Source organism: Colwellia asteriadis, from assembly GCF_039523295.1.
Taxonomy (GTDB): Bacteria; Pseudomonadota; Gammaproteobacteria; order Enterobacterales; family Alteromonadaceae; genus Colwellia; species Colwellia asteriadis.
Window position 1 is genome coordinate 109449 of record NZ_BAAAFA010000007.1, and the last position, 22414, is coordinate 131862.

Annotated in this window: 14 protein-coding genes; 5 read left to right on the forward strand and 9 right to left on the reverse strand. The window is 38.5% G+C overall.

Annotated features, from left to right (window positions below):
• Positions 1–93: 93 nt before the first annotated feature.
• From recD to recC, 3 genes are read right to left on the reverse strand one after another with little or no spacing between them, the layout of a single operon-like run.
• Positions 94–2115 (reverse strand): exodeoxyribonuclease V subunit alpha, encoded by a 2022-nt coding sequence (gene recD, locus ABD005_RS11135; protein ID WP_343817450.1) that lies wholly within the window; start codon positions 2113–2115, stop codon positions 94–96.
• The gene (recB, locus tag ABD005_RS11140) at positions 2108–5872 is read right to left on the reverse strand and encodes an exodeoxyribonuclease V subunit beta (RefSeq protein ID WP_343817451.1); all 3765 of its coding nucleotides are present in this window, start codon (positions 5870–5872) and stop codon (positions 2108–2110) included. The genes recD and recB overlap by 8 nt, the downstream gene beginning before the upstream one ends.
• Entirely contained in the window at positions 5869–9420 is a 3552-nt protein-coding gene (gene recC, locus ABD005_RS11145; protein ID WP_343817452.1) for an exodeoxyribonuclease V subunit gamma, read from the reverse strand. The genes recB and recC overlap by 4 nt, the downstream gene beginning before the upstream one ends.
• Positions 9421–9670: 250 nt before the next feature.
• On the opposite strand from recC, the gene ABD005_RS11150 reads away from it, so the two are divergent.
• From ABD005_RS11150 to ABD005_RS11165, 4 genes are all read left to right on the forward strand, one after another.
• Positions 9671–11344, forward strand: coding sequence for an AMP-binding protein (locus ABD005_RS11150; RefSeq protein ID WP_343817453.1), 1674 nt, complete (start codon positions 9671–9673; stop codon positions 11342–11344).
• A gap of 104 nt (positions 11345–11448) precedes the next feature.
• Entirely contained in the window at positions 11449–11676 is a 228-nt protein-coding gene (locus ABD005_RS11155) for an acyl carrier protein (RefSeq protein ID WP_343817454.1), read from the forward strand.
• Entirely contained in the window at positions 11666–12574 is a 909-nt protein-coding gene (locus ABD005_RS11160; protein ID WP_343817455.1) for a lysophospholipid acyltransferase family protein, read from the forward strand. Before ABD005_RS11155 ends, ABD005_RS11160 begins: the two co-directional genes overlap by 11 nt.
• 18 nt (positions 12575–12592) lie before the next feature.
• Positions 12593–14419, forward strand: coding sequence for an ABC transporter transmembrane domain-containing protein (locus tag ABD005_RS11165; RefSeq protein ID WP_343817456.1), 1827 nt, complete (start codon positions 12593–12595; stop codon positions 14417–14419).
• A 118-nt stretch (positions 14420–14537) separates the two neighbouring features.
• Here the strand turns inward: ABD005_RS11165 and ABD005_RS11170 are convergent, their stop codons facing one another.
• From ABD005_RS11170 to ABD005_RS11195, 6 genes are all read right to left on the reverse strand, one after another.
• On the reverse strand, positions 14538–14897 hold the full coding sequence (locus ABD005_RS11170; protein WP_215979156.1) for a magnetosome magnetite crystal formation protein family: 360 nt from the start codon (positions 14895–14897) through the stop codon (positions 14538–14540).
• A 173-nt stretch (positions 14898–15070) separates the two neighbouring features.
• Positions 15071–17272: a transglutaminase TgpA family protein gene (locus tag ABD005_RS11175; RefSeq protein ID WP_343817457.1), complete on the reverse strand. Its 2202-nt coding sequence runs from the start codon at positions 17270–17272 to the stop codon at positions 15071–15073.
• Between the two features lie 2 nt (positions 17273–17274).
• Positions 17275–18282: a DUF58 domain-containing protein gene (locus tag ABD005_RS11180; protein ID WP_215979158.1), complete on the reverse strand. Its 1008-nt coding sequence runs from the start codon at positions 18280–18282 to the stop codon at positions 17275–17277.
• Between the two features lie 3 nt (positions 18283–18285).
• Positions 18286–19326, reverse strand: coding sequence for an AAA family ATPase (locus tag ABD005_RS11185; protein WP_215979159.1), 1041 nt, complete (start codon positions 19324–19326; stop codon positions 18286–18288).
• A 148-nt stretch (positions 19327–19474) separates the two neighbouring features.
• Entirely contained in the window at positions 19475–20533 is a 1059-nt protein-coding gene (aroG, locus tag ABD005_RS11190; RefSeq protein WP_343817458.1) for a 3-deoxy-7-phosphoheptulonate synthase AroG, read from the reverse strand.
• 239 nt (positions 20534–20772) lie between these two features.
• On the reverse strand, positions 20773–21033 hold the full coding sequence (locus tag ABD005_RS11195) for a DUF5062 family protein (protein WP_215979302.1): 261 nt from the start codon (positions 21031–21033) through the stop codon (positions 20773–20775).
• 184 nt (positions 21034–21217) lie between these two features.
• Between ABD005_RS11195 and ABD005_RS11200 the strand changes: the two genes are divergently transcribed.
• A complete protein-coding gene (locus ABD005_RS11200; protein WP_343817459.1) occupies positions 21218–22342 on the forward strand; it encodes a DUF3083 family protein in 1125 nt (374 codons plus the stop codon).
• The last annotated feature ends 72 nt before the right edge of the window (positions 22343–22414 follow it).

Sequence of the window (22414 nt, forward strand, 5' to 3'; positions counted from 1 at the left end):
TTTAACTATCGCTTTATCGTAAGCCGCAATTATATCAGGCATTTAGGCAATTAACGCACAATAAATCATGACTAAATTGTTATTAGACTGATCTCAGTCAAAGTCACTGCAACTAAGCGATAGTCCTGAGTGCCTTTTAACCTGAGCATTAACCCCTTGCTGCCAAGTACTTTGGTTACTTGCCACGGTGATCTGCTGTTTAGCGCGTGTAATGGCAGTGTACAATAACTCGCGCGACAGTAATTTGCTCTCCCTTGCCTTATCAGAGCCATGACTAGCACCAGTTTCACTTAATAACATCGCAACATGGGTAAATTCACTCCCTTGGGTTTTATGAATTGTCATCGCATAAACTGTTTCATATTTCGGTAAACGTGACGGCAGAATACGCCGAATAGGCTGTGCTTGGTCACTACTTTCAAAGCATGCCATTAAATGGCTATTACTATTATTTTCATCATCAACTCGCCATATAATGCCAATATCACCATTATAAAGTCCCAAACGGTAATTGTTTTCACTGATCATTATCGGTTGCCCGTGATATAAGCCTTGCTGCTCACTATGTTGGCTGACAAAAGCTTTACCTAAGTAGCGTTTTATATAGTCGTTAATCGCTTCAACGCCATAGCTACCTTGACGCGTCGCGCATAACACTCGAAATTGCGCGAGTAACTTAAAGGCTTCACTCACATTTTCGCAATGCTCTATAGGTTGGAAATACTGCTTAATTAACGGTGCTAACCAAGCTGACAACTCGGTTGTGGCTAATGCTAATTGTGAAGAATTTTTAGCTTTAGCCTCCGTTAATAAACCCCAGCTCTCTTGAGAGTCACCTTTTATCACTGCACTGGCTAATAAACCAATACCGCCTTTGCCGTCAAAACGTCGAGACTTAAGTAAATAAGTCAAATAGTCATTAGGGTTTGTTGAGTGCTCGGTATTGAACGGAGAAAAAGCTTGTCTTAATACAGCTCCCTTTAACTGACAAACTTGCGCTAAGTAATCACAATTTAGTGTTGAAAACCCACCATGAGGTCTTGGCGCTATATCAGCTAAAACACTTCCTGTTGCCACTGACGGTAACTGATCGGCATCTCCTAACAATATAACTTTAGTGTTGGGCTTTAAAGCACGAAACACACGTGTCATTAAAGGTAAATCAACCATAGATACTTCATCAATAAGTACTACGTCATAAGCCAATTTGTTATCAATGCCATGTCTGAAATTAGGACTATTAGGAATAACCCCTAATAAGCGATGAATAGTTTGTGCACTACTAGGAATTTTTGCTAATACATCGCTAGCAATTAATTCACTAAACCCTGCGACTGCTTTAACAATAGACTCTGATAAACGCTGTGCGGCTTTACCTGTTGGCGCAACTAGCGCAATACTTAACTCGCTTGATGATAACGTATCACTTTGCTGCAACATAACCAGCGCCGCCAGTAATTTAGTTACCGTATAGGTTTTTCCTGTGCCAGGTCCGCCTGCAATCACACTGAAGTTTTTGTTAATAGCATTGGCCACTGCAACTTTTTGCCAATCAATATCATTAACATCATTACGAGTTTCGCTTAAATTATCCTCTGGAAATAAACCACTAATACACTCAGTAATCTCATCAAGACTAAAGGTTGAGCGCGTAGCAATACGCATTGAAATATCTTGCGCTAATTCACACTCAAACTGAAAATATCGACGCAAATATAAATTACCATGATGAAAAACAATGGGTTGTTGTTGCTCAGGTGATAGCGCTAATGCCGTAATAGTTGTTGTTAATATCGTTAACTCAGGAAAAATAACACCTGAATGACTAACCTCTCCGTAATTATCAAAGGCACAACCCCAGTGTTTATTAGCGAGCTCACTTAATGGCAAGCAGGTATGCCCTGCGCGCAAACTCTCACTCAATGCCAACAAGATATGAGTAATTAAGCGGTCATTGTCGCTATGGTTGTCACCCGTATCCACTTGGCCTTTGCGATGAATACTGTCATTACTCACTAGTGCTTGCACCATTTCTTTAGCAAAAAAGTAATCGATAGCTTCAAGGCCGTGAATTTTCTGTTTGGCTTGTGCAAAGCTGCTATAAACATTATTCATCAGTGCTTTCCTCAGCCTTTGCTATATTTTTGTCTGTTGTGTTTACTGGCGTGTCGCTATGCTGAGCCTTTTCACCTGAAAATAATTGATCAAGCAATGTTAACTCCTGTGGTGTTACCGCACTATAATAAATACCTGCGCCGGCATGCTGCGGGTTTGCGGTCATACCGCGAAGATATAAATAATAGACTCCACCAAAGTGTGCTTCAGGTTGGTAATCAGGTAACGATTGCTGTAAATGACGATGCAATGCCAAGGCATAAATTAAATACTGTAAATCGTAGTAATTACCTTGCATATTATCCAATAACGCCGCAGGTTGATAATGACTATACCTGTCTCCTAAATGGCTCGATTTATAATCACAAAGGTAATATTTACCTTGATGTTCAAACACTAAATCAATAAATCCATGCATCATACCTGAGAGTTTTTTATAACTCGGTAATTGCACAGCTCTGGCAATATTAATGTCACCTGTGTTAGCTGAAGTCGTGGCTGCTTTTATTTTTCTATGTTCGGTGAGTATTTTAGCTAACGCATTACTGTCTTCCCCTTGCATTGGAAAGTAAAACTCACTCTCTCGCATAGTTTGTATTAAGCTTAAGCTCGACAAGCTCCCCTTATTGTCAATATCTTCATTTTCGCCAATAAACGGCGCAGCGATCACATCATCAAGCCAAGTGATTAAGTCATCTTCGCTAAATTGTGTATTAGCTTGTTGATTTAAATCACCATATTTAACTAAAGGCCACTTAATACTTTCTTGCCAATTAGCGTGGCTAAAATCAGTTAACTCAAAAATATCATGCAATAAATTACCACTATGTGCGCCTTTACTTAACTTAAAGCGAATAGACTGTGATACTGCGGTTGTTTCACTGCTGACATAAAGATCGGCATCTCTGTCAGGAGTTGAAACACCGCTGTGCCTGATGTTACGGGTTAATGCTGAAAACGAACTTAACCACCAATCTCGTTCAATATTTCCAATAAAACGGCTAGCTTGTAGTGGGTTTTGCTCGTCATAACTAGTCTTGTTAAGGCAAGCATTTTCTTTATTAATAAGGTGCTTCGCCGCTAGCGCTGAAAAACTTAATTCGGTAATGCCAATAGCATCGGGACAAAGCGCTTTAAGTGATTGTAAATTGGTAATGATATTGTCATCTTCACGCCACTTTAAGGTATTGCCTAATGGGGATAAGTGAAACTTTTCAAACCCCGTAGTTAGCACATAACAGCGTTTTTCTGCGCGAGTTATCGCCACATACAATAAACGAATACTTTCAGCATAGGCCTCTTCAGCCATTGCCTGTTTCGCTGCTTTTGAGCCATCTAAGCTTAAAATTAATTGCCCGTTACTATCATGATATTCAATATAACTCACCGATTTAGGCCCAAATTTCATCGGGTCTTTATGACGAGTTGCAAACGGAATAAAGACATAAGGATACTCTAGGCCTTTTGAGCCATGTTGAGTAATAATACGGATTAAATCACCGTCACTTTCTAAGCGTAATTCGGCTTCAGTTTCAGGATTATCTAAACGGCATTGTTGCTCAAACCAGAACAACAGCTCTTGTCCTTGGTGATGACGTTGACTTGCCGCTTGCAGCACCTCAAATAAATGCAGTAAATTAGTTAATGCGCGATCTTTATCATCATCAATAACCACAAAGTGCTGATGCATTAAATTAATGGCCATGGTAATAAAACCTTGACGCTGCCATTGCTGACGATAATCAACAAAAGCAAATTTTAAATGTTGATAAGCTTGCTCATCTTGTTGTAGTGCTGCAAGTTTATCGGCACTAAAGCCAAGTAAGCCCGAGCCAAGCGCAGCAATAAACAAACGTTCATTTTCAACAAGCAAAATGCCTTTAAGCAAGCTTAATAACTGCCCTGCTTGAGCGCTGTAAAATAAATTAGCGCGATCAGACATAAAAACGCTATCAAGCCCGGCATGTTGTAATGCTTGCTTAATTTCACGCGCTTCAGCGCCATCTCGCACTAATAGCGCAATATCTTTAGGTCTTATTTTTTCAGCGGAGTTATTATCTTGATGATTCACGCTAAGGAGTTTACTTATTTCTGCTGCGCACCAACTGGCCAAATAAGTACGCGAGCTTTGCCCTACTTTGTCATTGTCATTTTCTTCGTCATTAAAATGAATAAACTGTAGCGCTTTATTGCTATCAAGTACTGTTGACTCCTGCGGTTTGATTGACGACTTTTTACCCGCCAGTACCGGTAAATAAGGGATACCGTAACCAAACACTTGATCTTGAGCTAATGCTTGCTCGCTATTATCTTCACCTGCTGCAATCGAGCTATCTTTACTCACAAAAATTTGATTATAACCCGCAATCATTTCAGGGGTTGAACGCCAATTGGTATCCATTAACCAATGATAATCGCAACCAGCACGAGCACTTAAATAGGCAAAAATATCACCACCACGAAAGCCATAAATAGCCTGCTTAGGATCGCCGATTAAAAACAACCCTGCATTGGCTTGAGTTGCTTTTTTTCCGTAGTACAGTGCTTGTAAAATACCAAATTGTTTAGGATCGGTATCTTGAAATTCATCGACTAACGCCACGGGGTACTGCGCTAACAATTGTGCGGCTAATACGCCCTGCTCGTCATTGGCTAAACATTGTGCGAGTGTATTAATCAGATCGTCAAAGTCGAGCATATTGAACAGTTGTTTTTGTTCAATAATTGTTGCTCGCATTTGATAAATACCCGAGCGCACTAACTGATATGCTTTCGCTTTATCTATTTTATTATGAATGGTTTTATACTGCTCTTTAACCGCTTTTACACTGTCAAAAGCAACAAGCAGCTCTTCTTTAAACTTAGATCGTCCGTAGCGCTTGCCATCAAAAAAAGCATCTGGCATTTTATCCAGTGCAATTGGCTCATCGGTCACCTCTTGCGCCATTATTTCAACGACCGACTCAAGCCATAAAATTAACTGCGCCAACTCACTACGCCTTGTTTCTTGCTCCGCCCCTTTTTTCACTAAGATAAGTGCGGTTTCTAATAGAGCATTATGACTAGCTAAGTCAGTTTTAGCTTGCCGCGCCAGCTCAGAGAATTGTTGTTTAATCTCGTTAACATCAATTAAGGCAATTTCACCACTGTGACCGATGGCTTTATTAAAACTCGACAAAAAACTACTTGGGGTTGCCCAAAAATTGGCAAGTAATCTAAATTGCTCACTGTTATTTTTTGCGAGTTGGCGATACCAATCTTGGCAAGCTTGTAAAATGATCTCTTTCGTATCTGCAGCCATGTTGGCATTAAACGGCAAGCCACTTGAAAAAGCATATTGATTAAGGACCCGCTGACAAAAACCGTGTATTGTAAAAATGGCCGCTTCATCTAAAAATAATAGCGCACGTTTTAATAAAAACTCCCGTTTATCGGCATCAATAGTAGTATTCAAACGGGTAAAAAATTCACCATCACTCCCTTGTGACTCACATAACCCCTGCCAATTACTTAATGCTTCACGTAAAAAGCTGTCAATACGGCCACGTAATTCTTCAGTAGCATCTTTGGTGAAAGTCATCAGCAAAATCTGTTCAACTTTCAGCTCTCGCTCAAGCAATAAGCGTAAATAAATACGGGTAATATTGTAAGTTTTGCCTGTGCCTGCGCTCGCTTCAATTAAATGCTTACCACTCAGTTCAAGGGTTGCGGCATTTAAATTTTTCAAATTAAGTACCGGAGATGTCGCTAAGCTCATGATTTAGTTCCTTTAGCACTGGCTTTTTTTGTGGTTGATTTAACTTTTTCAACCACGTTATAAATATCGTCATAAACCGCCACTAAATCACGCTCATACTGACTATATTCGGGGCATGTTGGCCAAAAGTAATTGATATAAGGGTCTTCAGCAAAGCCTCGCATATTGATATCACCATGCCAAAAGCTTTCAAATCGCTCTTGGGTAAACTCTTCTACTTTACCCCATTTTTTAGCATAAACAGCTGCCGCTAATTCGCCGTTAAGCAACAGTGGCTGCTGTTGTCCTTGGATAAAAAAGCTGACTAATTGTTTGAGTTTAGCGACGGGACTCTCAATTGCACTCACCTGATATTTTTCAACGCTTTGAGTTTTCGTATTAAAATAAATACCGAGATTTTCATCAACCGCTAACAGTGCTTCATTTATCCCGACCGATTGCTCTTGCACAACTTGTAATATCAATTGATTAAGGTACAAGGTAAAAAGATCTTTGGCTTTAGCTGTTGAACTGCGGTAGTGCACTAATTTATTATTTTTAATGGGTAATTTAGTGTTTAGAGTTAGCTCAATCGTCAAGGGCGATAACAGTGCTAACGGTAAACTCACATCGATTAATTCAGGGTTATCAACGCCATGATTGCGGATTTCTTCGCTAAAAATCAAAGTGTCTTGTACATATTCATCTAACACGCCAGGTGTTGTCGGTAAATCAGGAAATTTACCGGTTAACTGTGCATGTTGTAATACCGCGGCAGTGTTATCAGCACGTGTAGTTTCTTGCGTAGATAAACAGCCCTCAAGCAATGCTTGGCGCACAAGGTAACTTTGCAAACGATCAAATTCAAATGGCTCAACGTCGTTTAGCATTACGCTGTCATTATCAAAATAAAGGTTCAAGTTTTGCTGTGCAAAAAGGCGTGCTGGGTGTTGAAAAAAACGTATCAACTGTTCTGTTGAGAGCACTAGGTGGTTATTAAGATCTTGTGCCTCAATGCTGCTCAACAATTGCGCCTTACTTTGCTCAATAGCAAGGCTACTCTGCTGTTCATTTAGACCTAAGGCTAACCAGCGGCTATCAAAGCTCGGCCAAGGGTTGATATTACTGCGATAATTATCAAGACTAAACGCTTGCATCGGTAATTGATTGAGGTCTCGCTTATCATGGTCTGAAAACTGATAACCATAGCCCTGCGTTAAATAGTCCATTAACTCTTTAAGTACAATAGACGGTTGACGCTCGTTGTTATTTTTTATATTGCGTCCTTGAAAGCTTAAATACAGTGCCTTACGAGCAGAAATAATGGCTTCAAGAAAGAGGTATCTATCATCGCCTCGACGAGATCTATCGCCTAATGCCACTGGGGTTAACGACATTAAATCAAAGCCAAGCGGTTGTCGCTGCCTTGGAAATTCACCATCATTTAAGCCTAATACCGCAATCACTTTAAATGGAATGCTACGCATTGGTAGCATTGAACAGAAGGTCACTTGCCCTACCATAAACTGTTTACTGGCATCGCCTTCACTAAAGTGATTATTCAGGTAGTCAACAATAATTGTTAATGGCAAAGCTTCTTCAAAGTATGCATGCTGGCAATGCTCCACTAAGCCAGCAATCGCCTGCTCAATTATAGCGATGCTCGCTTCACTATTAAGTGATTTATCATCAACACGGCTAAAGAGCGTTTCGAGCTGCTCTAACAGGAAACTTTGCCATTGCACGGCGCTGCGTGGTGTATTTAACTGTAAGCTAAAATGTTGCAGTTGTTCAATAAAGAGCATGAGCTGCCCTAACAGAATGGCATCATCACCTTCAACATGTGTTAGTAATAATTGTTGTTGATAGACTTGCTCGCTATCGTTAAAAGCAAACCCGCGTAATAATCGCGATAAACCTTGTTGCCAAGTAAAGCTATTGCTCGCTTGCTCGCCAATAAACTGCTGTTTATGCCGTGTATCTAAACCCCAGTGTACACTGGCATCATCAAGCCATAAGGTAATTTTATCTAAGTCATCAGCGCTGATAGAAAACTTATGACTGATAGCAGGTAAACGAATGAAGCTTAGCAACTGTGATACGCCAAAGCGGCTGTCAGGTAATGCCAGTAATTCAGTAAAAGCGGCAACCAGTGGGTCGCTGTCTTTAGCGCTTCTATCGGCAATTGAACACGGTAGCGGTGGTACATCATCACCAACATCTTGCCAACCCCGCGTAAATACCGCGTTTACATAGGGTGCATACTGCTCTATTTGCGGACACATCACTAGTATATCTTTTGGGGTTAAACTCGGGTCTTCATTAAACTGATGCAGTAAATAATCATGTAAACCTTGTACCTCACGCAGCGCACTGTGAGCACTACTGATAACAATAGAGTTATCGTGGGTATTCAGGTTATTGTTACCCTCTGTGCTATTGCCTATGCTATTCGCACTATTTTCGCGGGCATCACTTAAGGTTAAAATATCATTTTGTAGTTGTTGGAGAATATTAAGCGATGGAGAGCCTGTCGTCGGCTCTACTGCATGAGTGATAGCATGAGCCTCTTCAAATAACTCGATATCTACGGTGCTGTAGCCTTGAATCATCGACAAAAATTCGCGACCTTGTTGACCTAAGTTTGCCAACAAAGGATTACCAATAAAGCATTGCTCGTTTTCTGCATCGGCCGACCAATGACTTAGCTTAGCCAGTGCTTGTTTTTCACTTTGAATGTCACCCCAATAAGAGAAACACGGATTAAGGTGAAAAAAGTGTACTTCAACATGTTCACTCAGCGCATTAATAAAGTCTAACCACATCGGCGCCATGGTATTTAAACCAAAAAAACTAATTCGCTTTGGGATAATTGACTTTTTATCCGCCATATTAGCAATGGCATCACGCATTAACGCTACAGGATCATAAGGTAATTCTTGGGTTAATAATTGCCACAACCGTCCCTGCCATTTATGCTCTTGAAGTGGGTTGTGTTGCTGTTCACTGCTTTGGTTTTCGTTATTTAATGCTAATGCAAAAGGTGATGTCGGTGAAAAATCACCTTGTTGCCATGCACTTAACCACTGTGGTCTAAAAATTAAATATTGCTCATACAAGTCAGCCATTTGTCGGGCTAATTGATAACGTTTTAATGCGGCTTGTTTATCAACGTTTTGTTGCTCAGCTATATGATCTACATCCGCTAACCAATAACGTGTTGCTGGCATAAAATCATCATCTTTTATCACAGTTTCAAGACCTAACAGGTGGTAAATTCGCCACGCTAACACCTCTCTAGAATAGGGAGATTGATCTGGAACCTTTTCTTCGCTAGCAAGTGAACGCATTAACTTCCAGAGAAACTGAGCAGGTAACGCGTAACGAATATTCATGCTAATTCCGCGCTCATTCGCTAATGCTAAGTTCAGCCAATGTTGCATACCTGCATTTTGCACCACAATAACATCTTGATTAAAAACACCGAGGGGAGAAATTTCAGAAATCTTGTTCAATAAAAGCAACAAATTTTCCATTTTGTTTGCAGGATAGAGGTAAATCAAGAGCAAGCCTTACGCGCAGAATAATACATAACAAAGAAAGTAAATTTAATCACATCGATACCATGAACACTAGTAAAATCAGTGCGCTATTTATAAGGAATATTGCATTGATAGCAAACAGCACATATTACAATTACTCACAGTTGGCTATAGATTTCTTACAGGGTAACGACACAATTACAACGGTCGCTCAACAAGCTTTTACCTATAGTAGCGCTATTCAATTATTGCGCTACTGACAATCTTAGGTAAAAAAATGGACTTATTTCATGACACTTTTTATAAATCAGCACAACAATACCCACATAATATCGCGCTTTGCACGACAGAATACGGTCAAGAGTTACAATTTAGCTATCAAGAACTCTTAAACATTACCACACACTGGTCACAATATTTATTACCTTTAAATACGCACTATAACCCCATTGCTATTTATGGTGGTAAACAGTGGCAAATGTACGCAGGTATTCTCGCCATTTTACAAACTACCGCCGCTTACGTGCCATTGAATAATAAGCAGCCTGCTGACAGAAACTGTTCAATATTAAAGCAAATAAACTGTCAGATTTTACTCGTTGCTGCTGGAGAAGATCCGAGCCAATTATTATTGCACTCTCAACCAATGACGGTAGTGTATTTAGGTCGTGATACGCCGCAGTGGTTACATAGTATTGAACAAAGCTCACACCACCGCACTGTTAATATTACGCAAGAAAACCCAATTGTGTCTTGTAAAATAGAACCGCCCCTGACTAACAATACTGCATTTTGTGGCTCACATCCTGCGTATATTTTGTTTACTTCAGGTAGTACAGGAGTGCCTAAGGGCATTGCGGTTAGTCATAATAATATTACGGAGCATTTATTTAATTTACATAAATTATTGCAGTTAAATGCTAATGATAGAGTCAGTCAATTTTTTGAATTGTCTTTTGATTTATCCGTTCACGATATGTTCAGTTGTTGGTCAACAGGCGCGGCATTGTATGTAGTACCTAACCAATATTTGTTATGCCCTATTACCTACATTAAACAGCACCAATTAACGGTATTTTCAGCGGTTGCTTCTACGTTATCTTTTATGGATAAATTGCGTCAGTTAACACCTGAGCAATTACCTGACCTGCGCATTAGTTGTTTTGGCGGCGAAAAACTATTAACTAGCCAAGCTTTAAAATGGCAGCACTGCGCACATAACAGTCGAGTAATAAACCTGTATGGCCCTACCGAGTGCACGATAACCGCGACGAGTTATGAATTAAACCTTGACGATATACCATTATCAGCTTCAGTGCCTATTGGTAAGCCACTTAATAATGTCATCGCAGTGCTAGTGAAAGATAACCAAATAGTAAGTCAAAAAAATACACTAGCGGAGCTCTATTTAGCTGGAGAACAGCTGGTTTCAGGTTATTGGGCTGATGATATAAAAACCGCACAATCATTCATTACCTGCTCATTGTCTAACACACATTTACAACGAGAGAATTTGTCAAAACAAGCGTTAACACGCTTTTATAAAACCGGCGATATGGTTTATTTAGATGAGCAGCATAATATTGTTTTTCATGGCCGTAATGATCACCAGTTTAAAGTCTCGGGTCACCGCGTAGAATCGGCAGAAATTGAGGCCGCCCTATTGAGTTTTCATCAAGATATCAGTTGGGCAACAGTAAAACTGATGTCAAAAAGCTCAAACGCTAAAAGCAACCATATTGTTGCGTTTATTGAAGTCGCAAAGCACGTAATAGACCATTCACAGTTAAACAATGCTCCGTTAAACAGCAAATCTCTTCGAAAGTACTGCGTCGAAAAGTTACCGCTATACATGGTACCCGACCAATTTATTCTCACGGAGCATCTTCCTCGAAATCTCAGCGGAAAAGTTGATGTAAAGCAATTAAAAACGCTACTAACTGATGCCTGAGCTACCTCATTAAAGTATCTCTAAAGAGCAGTTGTTCGTTAAACACCTGAATTTACCTTAAAAAATAATTAATCACAAAAATATCAAAAGAAATTGGAGTATATATGCTGGTAAAACAAACCATTATCAACTTTATTCAAGAGAAAACTCATAGTAACGACATTGACTTAGAAATGAGCTTATTTGCTTCGATAAAGTCTTTTGACTTTATGATGTTGATGCTCGATTTAGAGCAGAAATTCAATATAGCGTTACCGTTAGAAGAAGCTTTTGAGCTAAATACCCACAATATTTGCCAATTTATTACTTGGGTTGAGAAATATGCCAATTAAAGCATCGACCCAGCAAAAGCAAAAGCAAAAGCAAAAAACGGTAAACCTAAAGCATGCTTTGCTCAGTGTTTTGGCAAAAATGTTAATTACCATATTACGTATATTGCCCGCTAAAATGCGAAAATCAAGCATTAAGCAACTAGGTAGGTTCATTTTACATTGCGCTAAAAAAACACGTTCTCGCGCTATTAATAATATTCAACGGGCTTTACCTGACTTATGTTTTAATGAAATTAAACAAATTGCCTTTGATGCCTATGCTAACTGTGCATTTGGCGTAGCGGAGTCTTTATGGCTTGATCAACTAGACCCTGAAATCTATTGTGATGAAGCAACACTTGAAATTTTACAATCAGGAGAAGGTGCTTGTATTGCCACAATGCATTTAGGCTGTTATGAAGCCGTCCCCTTAGCTATAAATAAGTTCTCAGGGCAGTCTGTAACGTTAACTAATGTGCCAGATTTTCTTGAGCAAGGCCTACAATTTTACGCTAAAGCAAAAATTACAGCGATTAATAAAAATGACAACAACGCCTTTGCGCAGCTGTTAAAGCATACAACTAGTAATGCTTATATTTCATTACACTGTGATTTATATGCAAATCAAACTCCGGTTAACTTTTTCAAACAAACGACTAAAGCACCGTCTGGCGTAGTAATGTTAGCTAAGTTGAGCAAAAAACCTTTATTACTTGCTTATTCTGTTTATCAAGCCGATGGCAGTATTAGTGTATTTTTTGAAACAGTTGTAAGTAGCAACAATAGTGAAATTCAGCTAAACCAAGATAAATCCGTCGAAGAGATTATGGACATTATTTATCAACGCTTTGAACAAATCATTCAACAATATCCAAGCCAATGGTATTGGTCTTATAACCGTTGGCGTATTAGAAGCTAAATCACAAAAGTAATAACAATGAATTCTACCAATAAACAAAGTACAACCTCTCATGAACATAGTAATCGTCGTCAATTATTACGGTTACTCAGCTATTACCGCGCTCATACAAAACTTATTGCGATTGCATTTTTAGGGCTATGCCTATTCAGCACCATTGATGCAGGCATGATTTACTTTATTAAACCTTTAATTGATAACGGGTTAAGTAATGCTAATAGTGACACCTTAAAAATTGGCGCTATTTTAGTCGTTTTGATATTTTTATTTCGCGGTATAGCCAGCTTTATATCTAATTACACCATCGCCTATATGAGCAGTAAAATTACTTACTGTATAAGACAACAAACCTTTGAAAAACTACTGGTTTTACCTCGTGGCTTTTATGAAAGTCACAGTCGCGGTAGTATCATTTCAAAACTCATTTATGACACTGAACAAATATCACATGCCATTTCTAAAAGCGGTGTCATCATCGTCAGAGAAAGCATTATCATTTTAGTACTCATTGGCATGATGATTTATAACAGCTGGCAACTCAGCGCTATTTTTTTAATAATAGGTCCTGTTATTGCTTTACTGATTAACCGAGTTGCCAAACGTTTCAAACGTATTAGTAGCCAACTACAAGTCAGTATGGGTGAAGTAAGCTGCGCTACAGAACAAGCCATAGTAAATCAACAAGAAATACTACTGCTCAATACCGCAACACAAATAGGCACACAGTTTGCTAAGGTTAATAATAAAAATCGTCTACAACACTGTAAACTTGCTGCAACGAGCGCCCAAAACAACCCAATCATTCAACTCATAGCCTCTTTTGCAATAGCTGGCGTCTTACTATTAGCAAGTATTGAGCAGGTACTCAACAGCTTAACACCAGGAACATTTACCTTAGTGCTCGTAGCAATGGCATCATTATTAAAGCCCCTAAAGCAGCTCACTAATGTTAATCAGCAATTACAAAAAGGCTTGGCTGCCGCACAAAGCTTATTTACTTTACTAGATGAACCGGTAGAGCAAGATAATGGTACTTTAACCTTACGTGGTGAGCAATTTACTATTCGCTTTAATCAACTCTCGTTTACTTACCCGAATAATCTTTATAATACTGCTAAAAATGCTGAAACACGCACTGAAAGTAAAGTGAAGGCAGCTATCAACAATTTATCTTGTACTATTGCTGCTGGTAAAAGCATTGCCATAGTCGGTGAATCTGGTAGCGGTAAAAGTACCTTAACCTCATTACTACTACGTTTATACCAAGCACCTAAACAAAGTATTTTTATTAATAACATTGCTATTGAAGAATATACGCTAAGCTCTTTACGAGCACACTGCGTATTAGTATCACAAAACATTGTGCTTATTGATGATACCCTTGAAAACAACATTCGCTTTGGCTGTCATCACGCTATTACTGATGAAGATATTAAAATGGCGGCTGAAAAGGCGAATGTACTTACCTTCGCAGATAACATGCCGTTAGGGTTAGCAACTCCTGTCGGGGAAAATGGCAGAAACCTTTCGGGTGGTCAACGTCAACGCATTGCTATTGCGCGCGCGATATTAAGAGATAGTCCAATTATTATACTTGATGAGGCAACTTCAGCACTTGATAACACCGCCGAAAAGTTTGTTAAGCAAGCATTGGCGCAATTAGGTAAAAATAAAACCATGATTATTATTGCGCATCGTTTATCAAGTATTAGTGAAGTCGATGAAATATTGGTGATGCACCAAGGTAGATTAGTTGAACAAGGCTCGCATCATGCATTGCTCTTAAAAAAAGGACATTATTATAATCTTTATCATGACGACGCGTCACCTGAACTTATATCATGAGTAAACACACGACATAATTACAGATCTAAAAAAGGGGAGTATTCCTTACTCCCCTTTCGGTTATACCTTTGAGTTATACCTTTGAATTATACCTTTCAATTATACCTTTGAATTAACTTTAACGAATAAAGTCGATACTGTGTTGATAAAAGCTACCCAGTAGAGGAACTTCATATTTAGTGCCTTTTATTGCACTATAAATCCCCATAAACCAAGCACATAATACGCCAATACCAAGTGCCCAGCCAATTAATGGTACCAAGGATAATAAAGCCCCGGTAATGATCAACCCTAGTGATTGTCGCAAGTGAAAGCTTGCTAAGGATGATTGGTGTTTGTCATAAATAACAAGAGCGACAATCCAACCAATTAAGGTGAAATAACTAATAACGGCAACAAGCACCGCCATTTTTTGTTGCTCTGGTAAGCTGAGTTTTTTCTCAAATACATTGTCATAATCACTGGGTACATTCGGCATAACAAAACACTCCTTCGTTAACTACGTTAAGAATATTACGGGCTGTTACTTTCCTATCTTTTTCTATAATCCATACCTTAAACCTAGTAAAAATTATCCCTCGAAACAAGTCCGTTTTTACCGTGAACTTGAAATTATCAAGTAATTGTTTCAAATATATGAATAAAAAAATTTTATATTTTTTTTGTTGCTTTAATAAAGTTTTTGTAGTGTTGTTGCAGCTTTTTAAACTCCTTTTTTTGCTCTTCTCTTGTTAGTTCTTGATAATTCAAACGTGTGAAGCTAGCGTTAACACGAGCAAAAGCTAATGATAATTCAGGATATTTTATTTTTATTATCAGTAAAAAATTTTGAGGTGTAACATTCACTGGTTTTTCCAGACCGTTATTGGCTAAGATTAATAATGCTTTTTGATACAGTACTAGCCACGGCGACAATGCACGTTTTTGCTTCTTTTGGTGGTTAATTAAAAACATAACACCAAAAACAAGCGCAATAGATATCGCCATTGCGCCAATAATAATTAAGGCAACTTTCCATGCTTGAAATTTTCCTAAAAGTTGCTGTAATAAATCACGCTGTTTATCATTTGAATAACCTAAAACCCAGCGTGTCCATTGATAGTCGAGTGCATCAAAACGCAAACGTAATTCATTTAACCAAGCAAATTTTTTGAGGTGATTAAAGCTCAATAAGTTGTTATTTAATGCCAATTGCTGTTGTTGTAATTGTGTTGAAAATCCAGAATTAACGCGCATAGGATCAACCGCAGCGGTAGGATCGACTCTTAACCACCCTTTTCCTTCGACCCAAATTTCAGACCAAGCATGTGCGTCTGATTGATAAATACTTAAATGCCCTTGCTGAGCACCTTGTGCTTCATTACTTCTGTTAGTAGTGCCATCACTACTTAAATTATTATATTCACCACCTAAATAGCCAGTAACAAGCCGAGCTGGCACTCCAGAAGCGCGCATAATAAACGTAAAGGCACTAGCATAATGCTCACAAAAGCCAGCTTTCGTGTCAAAGAAGAATTGATCAAGACTGTTATTTAATAAACGTGGTGGCTCTAATGTATAAAAATATTGCTGTTCTCGTATTTGCGTTAATACGGCTTGCGCCCGCTGTTCACTATCAGGGTATTGTTGGGCTAGTTGTTGCGCTAATTGAACTAACCTAGGGTTGCTCCTTGCTGGTAGGGCTAAATTTTGTGCTTTTCTCTCTTGCGCAATATTGACTTCCAGAGGCGAATTAAGATAACTGTCAAGGTGATAACCTTTCGCTTGGCTGAGCAGCTTTCGGCTTTGAATGGTGTAATCAGGTAATAATAGTAAGCTGTTATCTTTACTGGTTGCTGGCGCTAAGGCAAACAACCAGTGCTGAAAACTTGGCTCTGTAATAATTTGATAGTTCAGTTTTTCACTTTCTTTGAATGTATTGGGCATAAATAAACGTTTGTTTATCGCCTCAAGCTGATAGTTATCATGACTGACTGTTGCAGGATCAGGTGCCGTTCGAGACCATGCCCTACCATCATAATCCTCTAACACCATCGCTCGCCAATAAAGTTGTGAATAGGTGGGAATATTTCCTTGGCTGAAGTTAACCCGAAATGCTAACTCACTTGACTGAGCAAGCTTAGCAATATCGCCCGGCTGCACCGTATCAGATAAACCAGTTGTCGCTGAATTTGCCTGCGGTACTTGCCAAAATGGTGATAAACGTGGGAATACTATAAATAATACTGCCGCTAAGAACATACTTTGCCCAAGTAATAATAATACCGTTTTCAATGTATTACTCACCGCTTGCGCCCTAGAAAAAAACTGCAATAAAACAGCTAAATTTACAACCAGCGCGACCATCGCAATTAATGCAAAACTTAAGTCTTGTTTAAAGATAAGTGCCGCAGCAACCAAAAATAATCCCAGTAAAAACAGCTGATAAAAATCTCGACGACTTTTTAACTCAAATGCTTTTAATGCATAAGCAAAGCTAAGTAAATGCACCATACTCAGTAGCACACCTAAACCTTGCGCGCTTAGCGTAATAGCTAAACAACCTGCAATGGCAAAAAAACCTAAAAAGACTGGTGAAATATGGTGATCGGGTTTCTTTTTAGATTGACTATTCTTTTTATCGCTCGATAGTTTATGGCTCGTGGCATTTTTATTGAGTAACAGCGCTTGCCAAACAAACGATAAGGCAATTATCGCCAACATCCATGAGCTAAGCTCTGCGCTAATCAAAGCAATGTTAATGCATTGGCAACACCACAATAACCAAGAATTTTGAGTTGATAAGCTAAAATGCGCTATTTTAGGTTTGGTTGCGATTACTTTTTTGTTGGTTGAAAATGAGAATAATGACATAACTAAAAACGCGCCAAGGCTTGTAGGCAACGTTGTTGATGGCTGCTACCACTATTAGGTAAAATTTCACTATGTGAGCTATTTAATTGTAAACCAAAAACTTGCTCTGTTCGGGTTAACTCGTTTACTAAAAAAGTTAAATAACTCAATTGTGTTTCTATATTTTCTGCTGGCATATCACTTAGTTTAAGCCACAGTAATCCACCATGGTTTTCTTGATAATGCTTAGTAAAGTGACCTTGACCTTTCGCTAACTGCTTCCAGGCAGTACGTGCCTTAGACTCACCACGCACAAAATGTTTTAGCTCTGAAAAGTCATCAATACCACGGTTACCTCGAAGTGAGATAGACTCTCCTTGCTCAGTTTTATCATTTAATAAAGCATATTGCTTACTAACTATGCGCTTAGGTTTAGGGTACAGGGTTACATGCTGGGCAAAGTCGAGTTGGCTCCAGCTTTTAAACAAGCCAAACGAGTATTCACTATAAATAGTAACTCGGCCTAGTGAATACTCCCCACGCTGCTGCCCGATAATTAGCAACTGTCGACTATTATCGCCTTTTTCACAACACGCTAATGAAGCTTTGCGATCATCAAAGTTTAATTGGGGTGGCAACGATTTAAGTTGAAAATTTACGTGGTAATGTTTTTTAACCGCGCTAATTATTAACGGAAAATAAAGGGGTTGCCCAGCATAACCCAATTGATGTTGCTGATTTACTGGTACTGTAATTTTGAGCTTTGAGAAATTTAAAAAGCTATGCATCATGACGGTAATAAAAAAGCTCGCTAATAAATAACTCAGTAACAAAATAATGTTATTTTGATAATTAGTGCCAAGTAAAAACAACAACAAGACAAAACTTAAGTAAGCAATACCAAAAGGCGTAGGTAAAATAAAAATATTACGATTACTAAGCGTATGAGAGTTTGCTGCAGGGATACGTTTAGTAAGCCAAGAGTTTGCTCGTTGTGTAAACCATGTTAGTGCATTTTCTTTAAGTGTCATTTGTTAGTAAGCCAAAGGATTCAAGACATCAACTTGCTCTAAGATACGCTGCGCAATACTATTTTTTTGAGCATGTTGACTCAGTATTTGCGTTGGGGTTTGCTCCAACCTATGTTGACACACCACATAAAAAACCGCTTGTACGTCATCTGGTAGTACATAGTCACGGTTATCAATAAAAGCGACAGCTTTAGCGGCGCTTAACAAGGCTTTAGATGCGCGTGGTGATAACGGATTACAATGTAAGTCACCTAAACTACCTGTTTTATTTGATTGCTGAGCGGTTAAAGGTTTATCAACATAAGCACTGCGACTTATATGGCTTAAGGCAATAATATATTCAAGCACATCATTGGCAACTGTCACTTCTTGTACTGCTTGCTGCATGGCTAATAACCCCGCTTGATCAATAATTGCGGTATGATTTACGGTTGGCGCTTTGGTGAGCGTTTTGTTTTTCCCGTTATGACTGAGTAAAATTTTCTTTTCTGCTGCTAAGTCAGGAAACCCTAGTGATAAGCGCATCATAAAGCGATCAAGTTGTGACTCTGGTAATGGGTAAGTGCCCGAGTGTGATAGTGGGTTTTGCGTTGCAATGACAAAAAATGGACTCGGTAGCTCATAGGTAGCACCATCAATACTGACTTGTTCTTCGGCCATAGCCTCAAGTAAAGCTGACTGTGTTTTAGGGCTAGCACGGTTTATCTCGTCAGCTAAAACCACTTGATTAAAAATAGCGCCTTTGTGTAATTCAAAGCTATTATCCGTATGATTTAACATTGAAAAACCCACTACATCAGCCGGTAATAAGTCACTAGTAAATTGAATGCGTTGGTAACTTAACCCTAAAGTAGTCGCTAACATATGCGCAAGTGTTGTTTTACCCATGCCAGGTAAATCTTCAATAAGTAAATGCCCTTGTGCTAACAAGCAGGCTAGCGCAAGTTTACATTCTTGAGGTTTACCTAAAACGACTGATTCGATTGTCGCTAAAATGTCTTGGATAACTTGTTGATTTTCTGAAGGAGATAAAACTGGCGACATAAACAAAAAAACCTAATTAATAATAAACTAATTAGGTTTTTTACCATGAATTACAACGTAATGATATTATTCAAAACATAAAAAAATACTGAGTTATTGTGCTAAGTCATTATTTATTTGCAATGCCTTTATTTTACATTAGTGTTATTTATTCAGTAATTTCTCTGCGGTTTGTTACAGCAGCACTTAATTGCGCTAATAAAGTTTCAGTGTCAGCCCAGCCAATACAAGCATCGGTAATACTTTGTCCATAAACTTCAGCTTTACCATTGACCAAACTTTGATTGCCCTCAACTAAATGACTTTCAACCATAACACCAAAGATATTTTGATTACCTTGGCTAATTTGCTCACTAACATCTGTTGACACGAGCATTTGATTTTCAAATTTCTTGCTCGAGTTAGCATGACTAAAGTCAATCATCACTTTCGTATTTTGCTCGCTTGATGCTAATTGCTCAGTAACTGCTTGCACGCTTTTCGCGTCAAAGTTAGGTGTTTTACCACCACGTAAAATAATGTGACAATCGGTATTACCTGTTGTTTCAACAATGGCTGCATGACCAAACTTAGTCACAGACAAAAAGTGGTGCGATGCGGCGGCAGAGCCAATTGCATCGATTGCTATTTTGATAGTGCCATCGGTACCATTTTTAAAACCAACAGGACATGATAAACCAGAAGCGAGCTCACGATGCACTTGTGATTCAGTTGTGCGTGCGCCAATAGCGCCCCAACACATAAAATCAGCCATATATTGTGGTGTGATCATATCTAAAAACTCACCCGCGGTAGGCAAACCAAGTTCATTTAAATCAAGGAGCAATTTACGACCTAAGCGTAAACCTTCATTAAGTTTAAAGCTATTATCCATGAACGGGTCATTAATTAAGCCTTTCCAGCCGACTGTTGTACGTGGTTTTTCAAAATAAACACGCATAACGACTTCAAGCGTGTCTTTATATTTTTCACGTAGAGCGACTAAACGTTGTCCGTATTCAAGTGCTGCTTTAGGGTCATGAATAGAACAAGGACCAATTACAACCAGTAGTCTATCGTCTTTACCATTTAATATATTATGAATACTCGCACGACCAGCAACAACCGACTGAGTGGCTTTTTCTGACGCTGGAAATCGTTCCAGTAATGCGATAGGAGGTAATAAGTCTTTGATTTTGTTGATGCGCACATCGTCAGTTTGGTACATGTTCTGCTCTCTTTACTGCTTTATTAATAAGTGTGTATACATGCCATTAGCAATATCGCATGTATGTCATAGGTAACTCTCCAAAGTAATCCCACGATTAATCTAGCAGCCTTAACAGCCGAATACTATGAAAAAATGCCTCTTTATTTACGTTTTTAGAATATTTATTCTAAGTAGAGCAATACTCGTTATAAAAAAGGCTAAACCTCCCCCTTTTAATCCATAATATTGAGGTAAGTCTATTTTAATAACGCATGCCCTTCAGGTAACTGCTTAGCAATCCATAAAGCCAATTTATGTCGCATATTTAATTGATTTTCATTTTCAACAGGTAACGGATGAATAAGTTTGTCATTAACTAATAAACGATACAGGCTTTCTATTTTATCTTTCGCAGAATTGGTTGGTTTGAATGACTCGTATCCTCGGTTGATGGCATACTTTTCACCAATAATCAGTGCTTTTTTCAATAACTCTGCTTCATTTTTAATTTTTTTCATTGCCACTTCTCCAAACACGTTAGTCATACACTACTTGCCTATTTGGCATACTCTATAGCGTTACATTTTTTAACATAATGCCAGCTTTAATATTGATTTACATCATATTTCATTGTTTACGCGCACAGTATACTGCACGCAAAGCTAACACAATAAAATCAACACAATATTTACAGGTGACCTAATGCCCTTATCTCGTATGCGAAACACACAACACAAAGTTTATATCCCAACATCAGCAAGAGAAAACCAATATTTAATGGCAAAAATTCCATTAACTGATGAATTACTCGCAAAATATAGCAACCTTATTGATGAAAATAACAATGTCCCCTATGAAAAGCTATACCAAAAGCTCTCCGAGATATTTTTTAATATAACCAGCCAGCTTGCTATTGAGAATGCACAATTTATTGCTAATGATAAGTTTGCACGGGTACGGTTTAGCCCTGAAAAAGTGGTATCACAAACTAAGCAGCAAGTATTATTTCTCTATAATCCTAAATATCATACTAGCCAGAATTCATTTTATAATGGCCAGAATAAAGCGAAAAAAATCACGTTAGTTTTTTTATCTAGTGGCGAAGATATTCGTGTGCAATCAGCAAAATTTCATCGTTTAGCCGCCCAAGCCATTAGCGAATTCACTACAGAAATAGCACTCGATACAAGTTTATGTCGCGTTAGTGACCATCAACACTTAACTTATGATTTATTTGCTAAAAGTAAAGGGGTTGAAGGGAGTCAAGCTCATAAGTTTCGTGCTATCTCTGAAAGATATATGGCAGATGAATATACATTACCGCAAAATACTGACGCCCTCACTTATGCCGTTGTTGACTTCCCTATTAATCATCGAGTTCGTTCACTAGCAACACCAGATGAAAATGAGTATGAACGTTACAACCCATTATATAACTTGATCGCTGATGCTTTTATCCAAAGTGCTAAACAGCATAATTTACACAATGGAGCGATTATAGCTAATGGCTTAGTGCCAATTGTACGTAAAGGCGAAGATGAGAATGTGATCACCAATGGCGAACTCTTAATGCTCGGTTATAACCCCACTCATACTAGTGGTGGTTATACATGCAAATGGGATTCAGCTAAACTAGTTGATACCGCACAATTGATTTTCGTTGCGAGTGAACTCGATAAAAACGCTCATGGCTATGGTAAGTTTGTTAATAAAATAGAGCAAGCATTACGAGATTTTTCTGAGAAGCTCAACATGATTGTTGAACAAGAAGAGTTATTAGTAAGATTACATCAACATATTGCTTTTTCTCTACCCGAAAAAGCATAGTTATATTGTTATATACTCGCAGGCTGGCGTTATATTAGCCTGCAGGGTATGTAACTTAAATATAAAGTAACT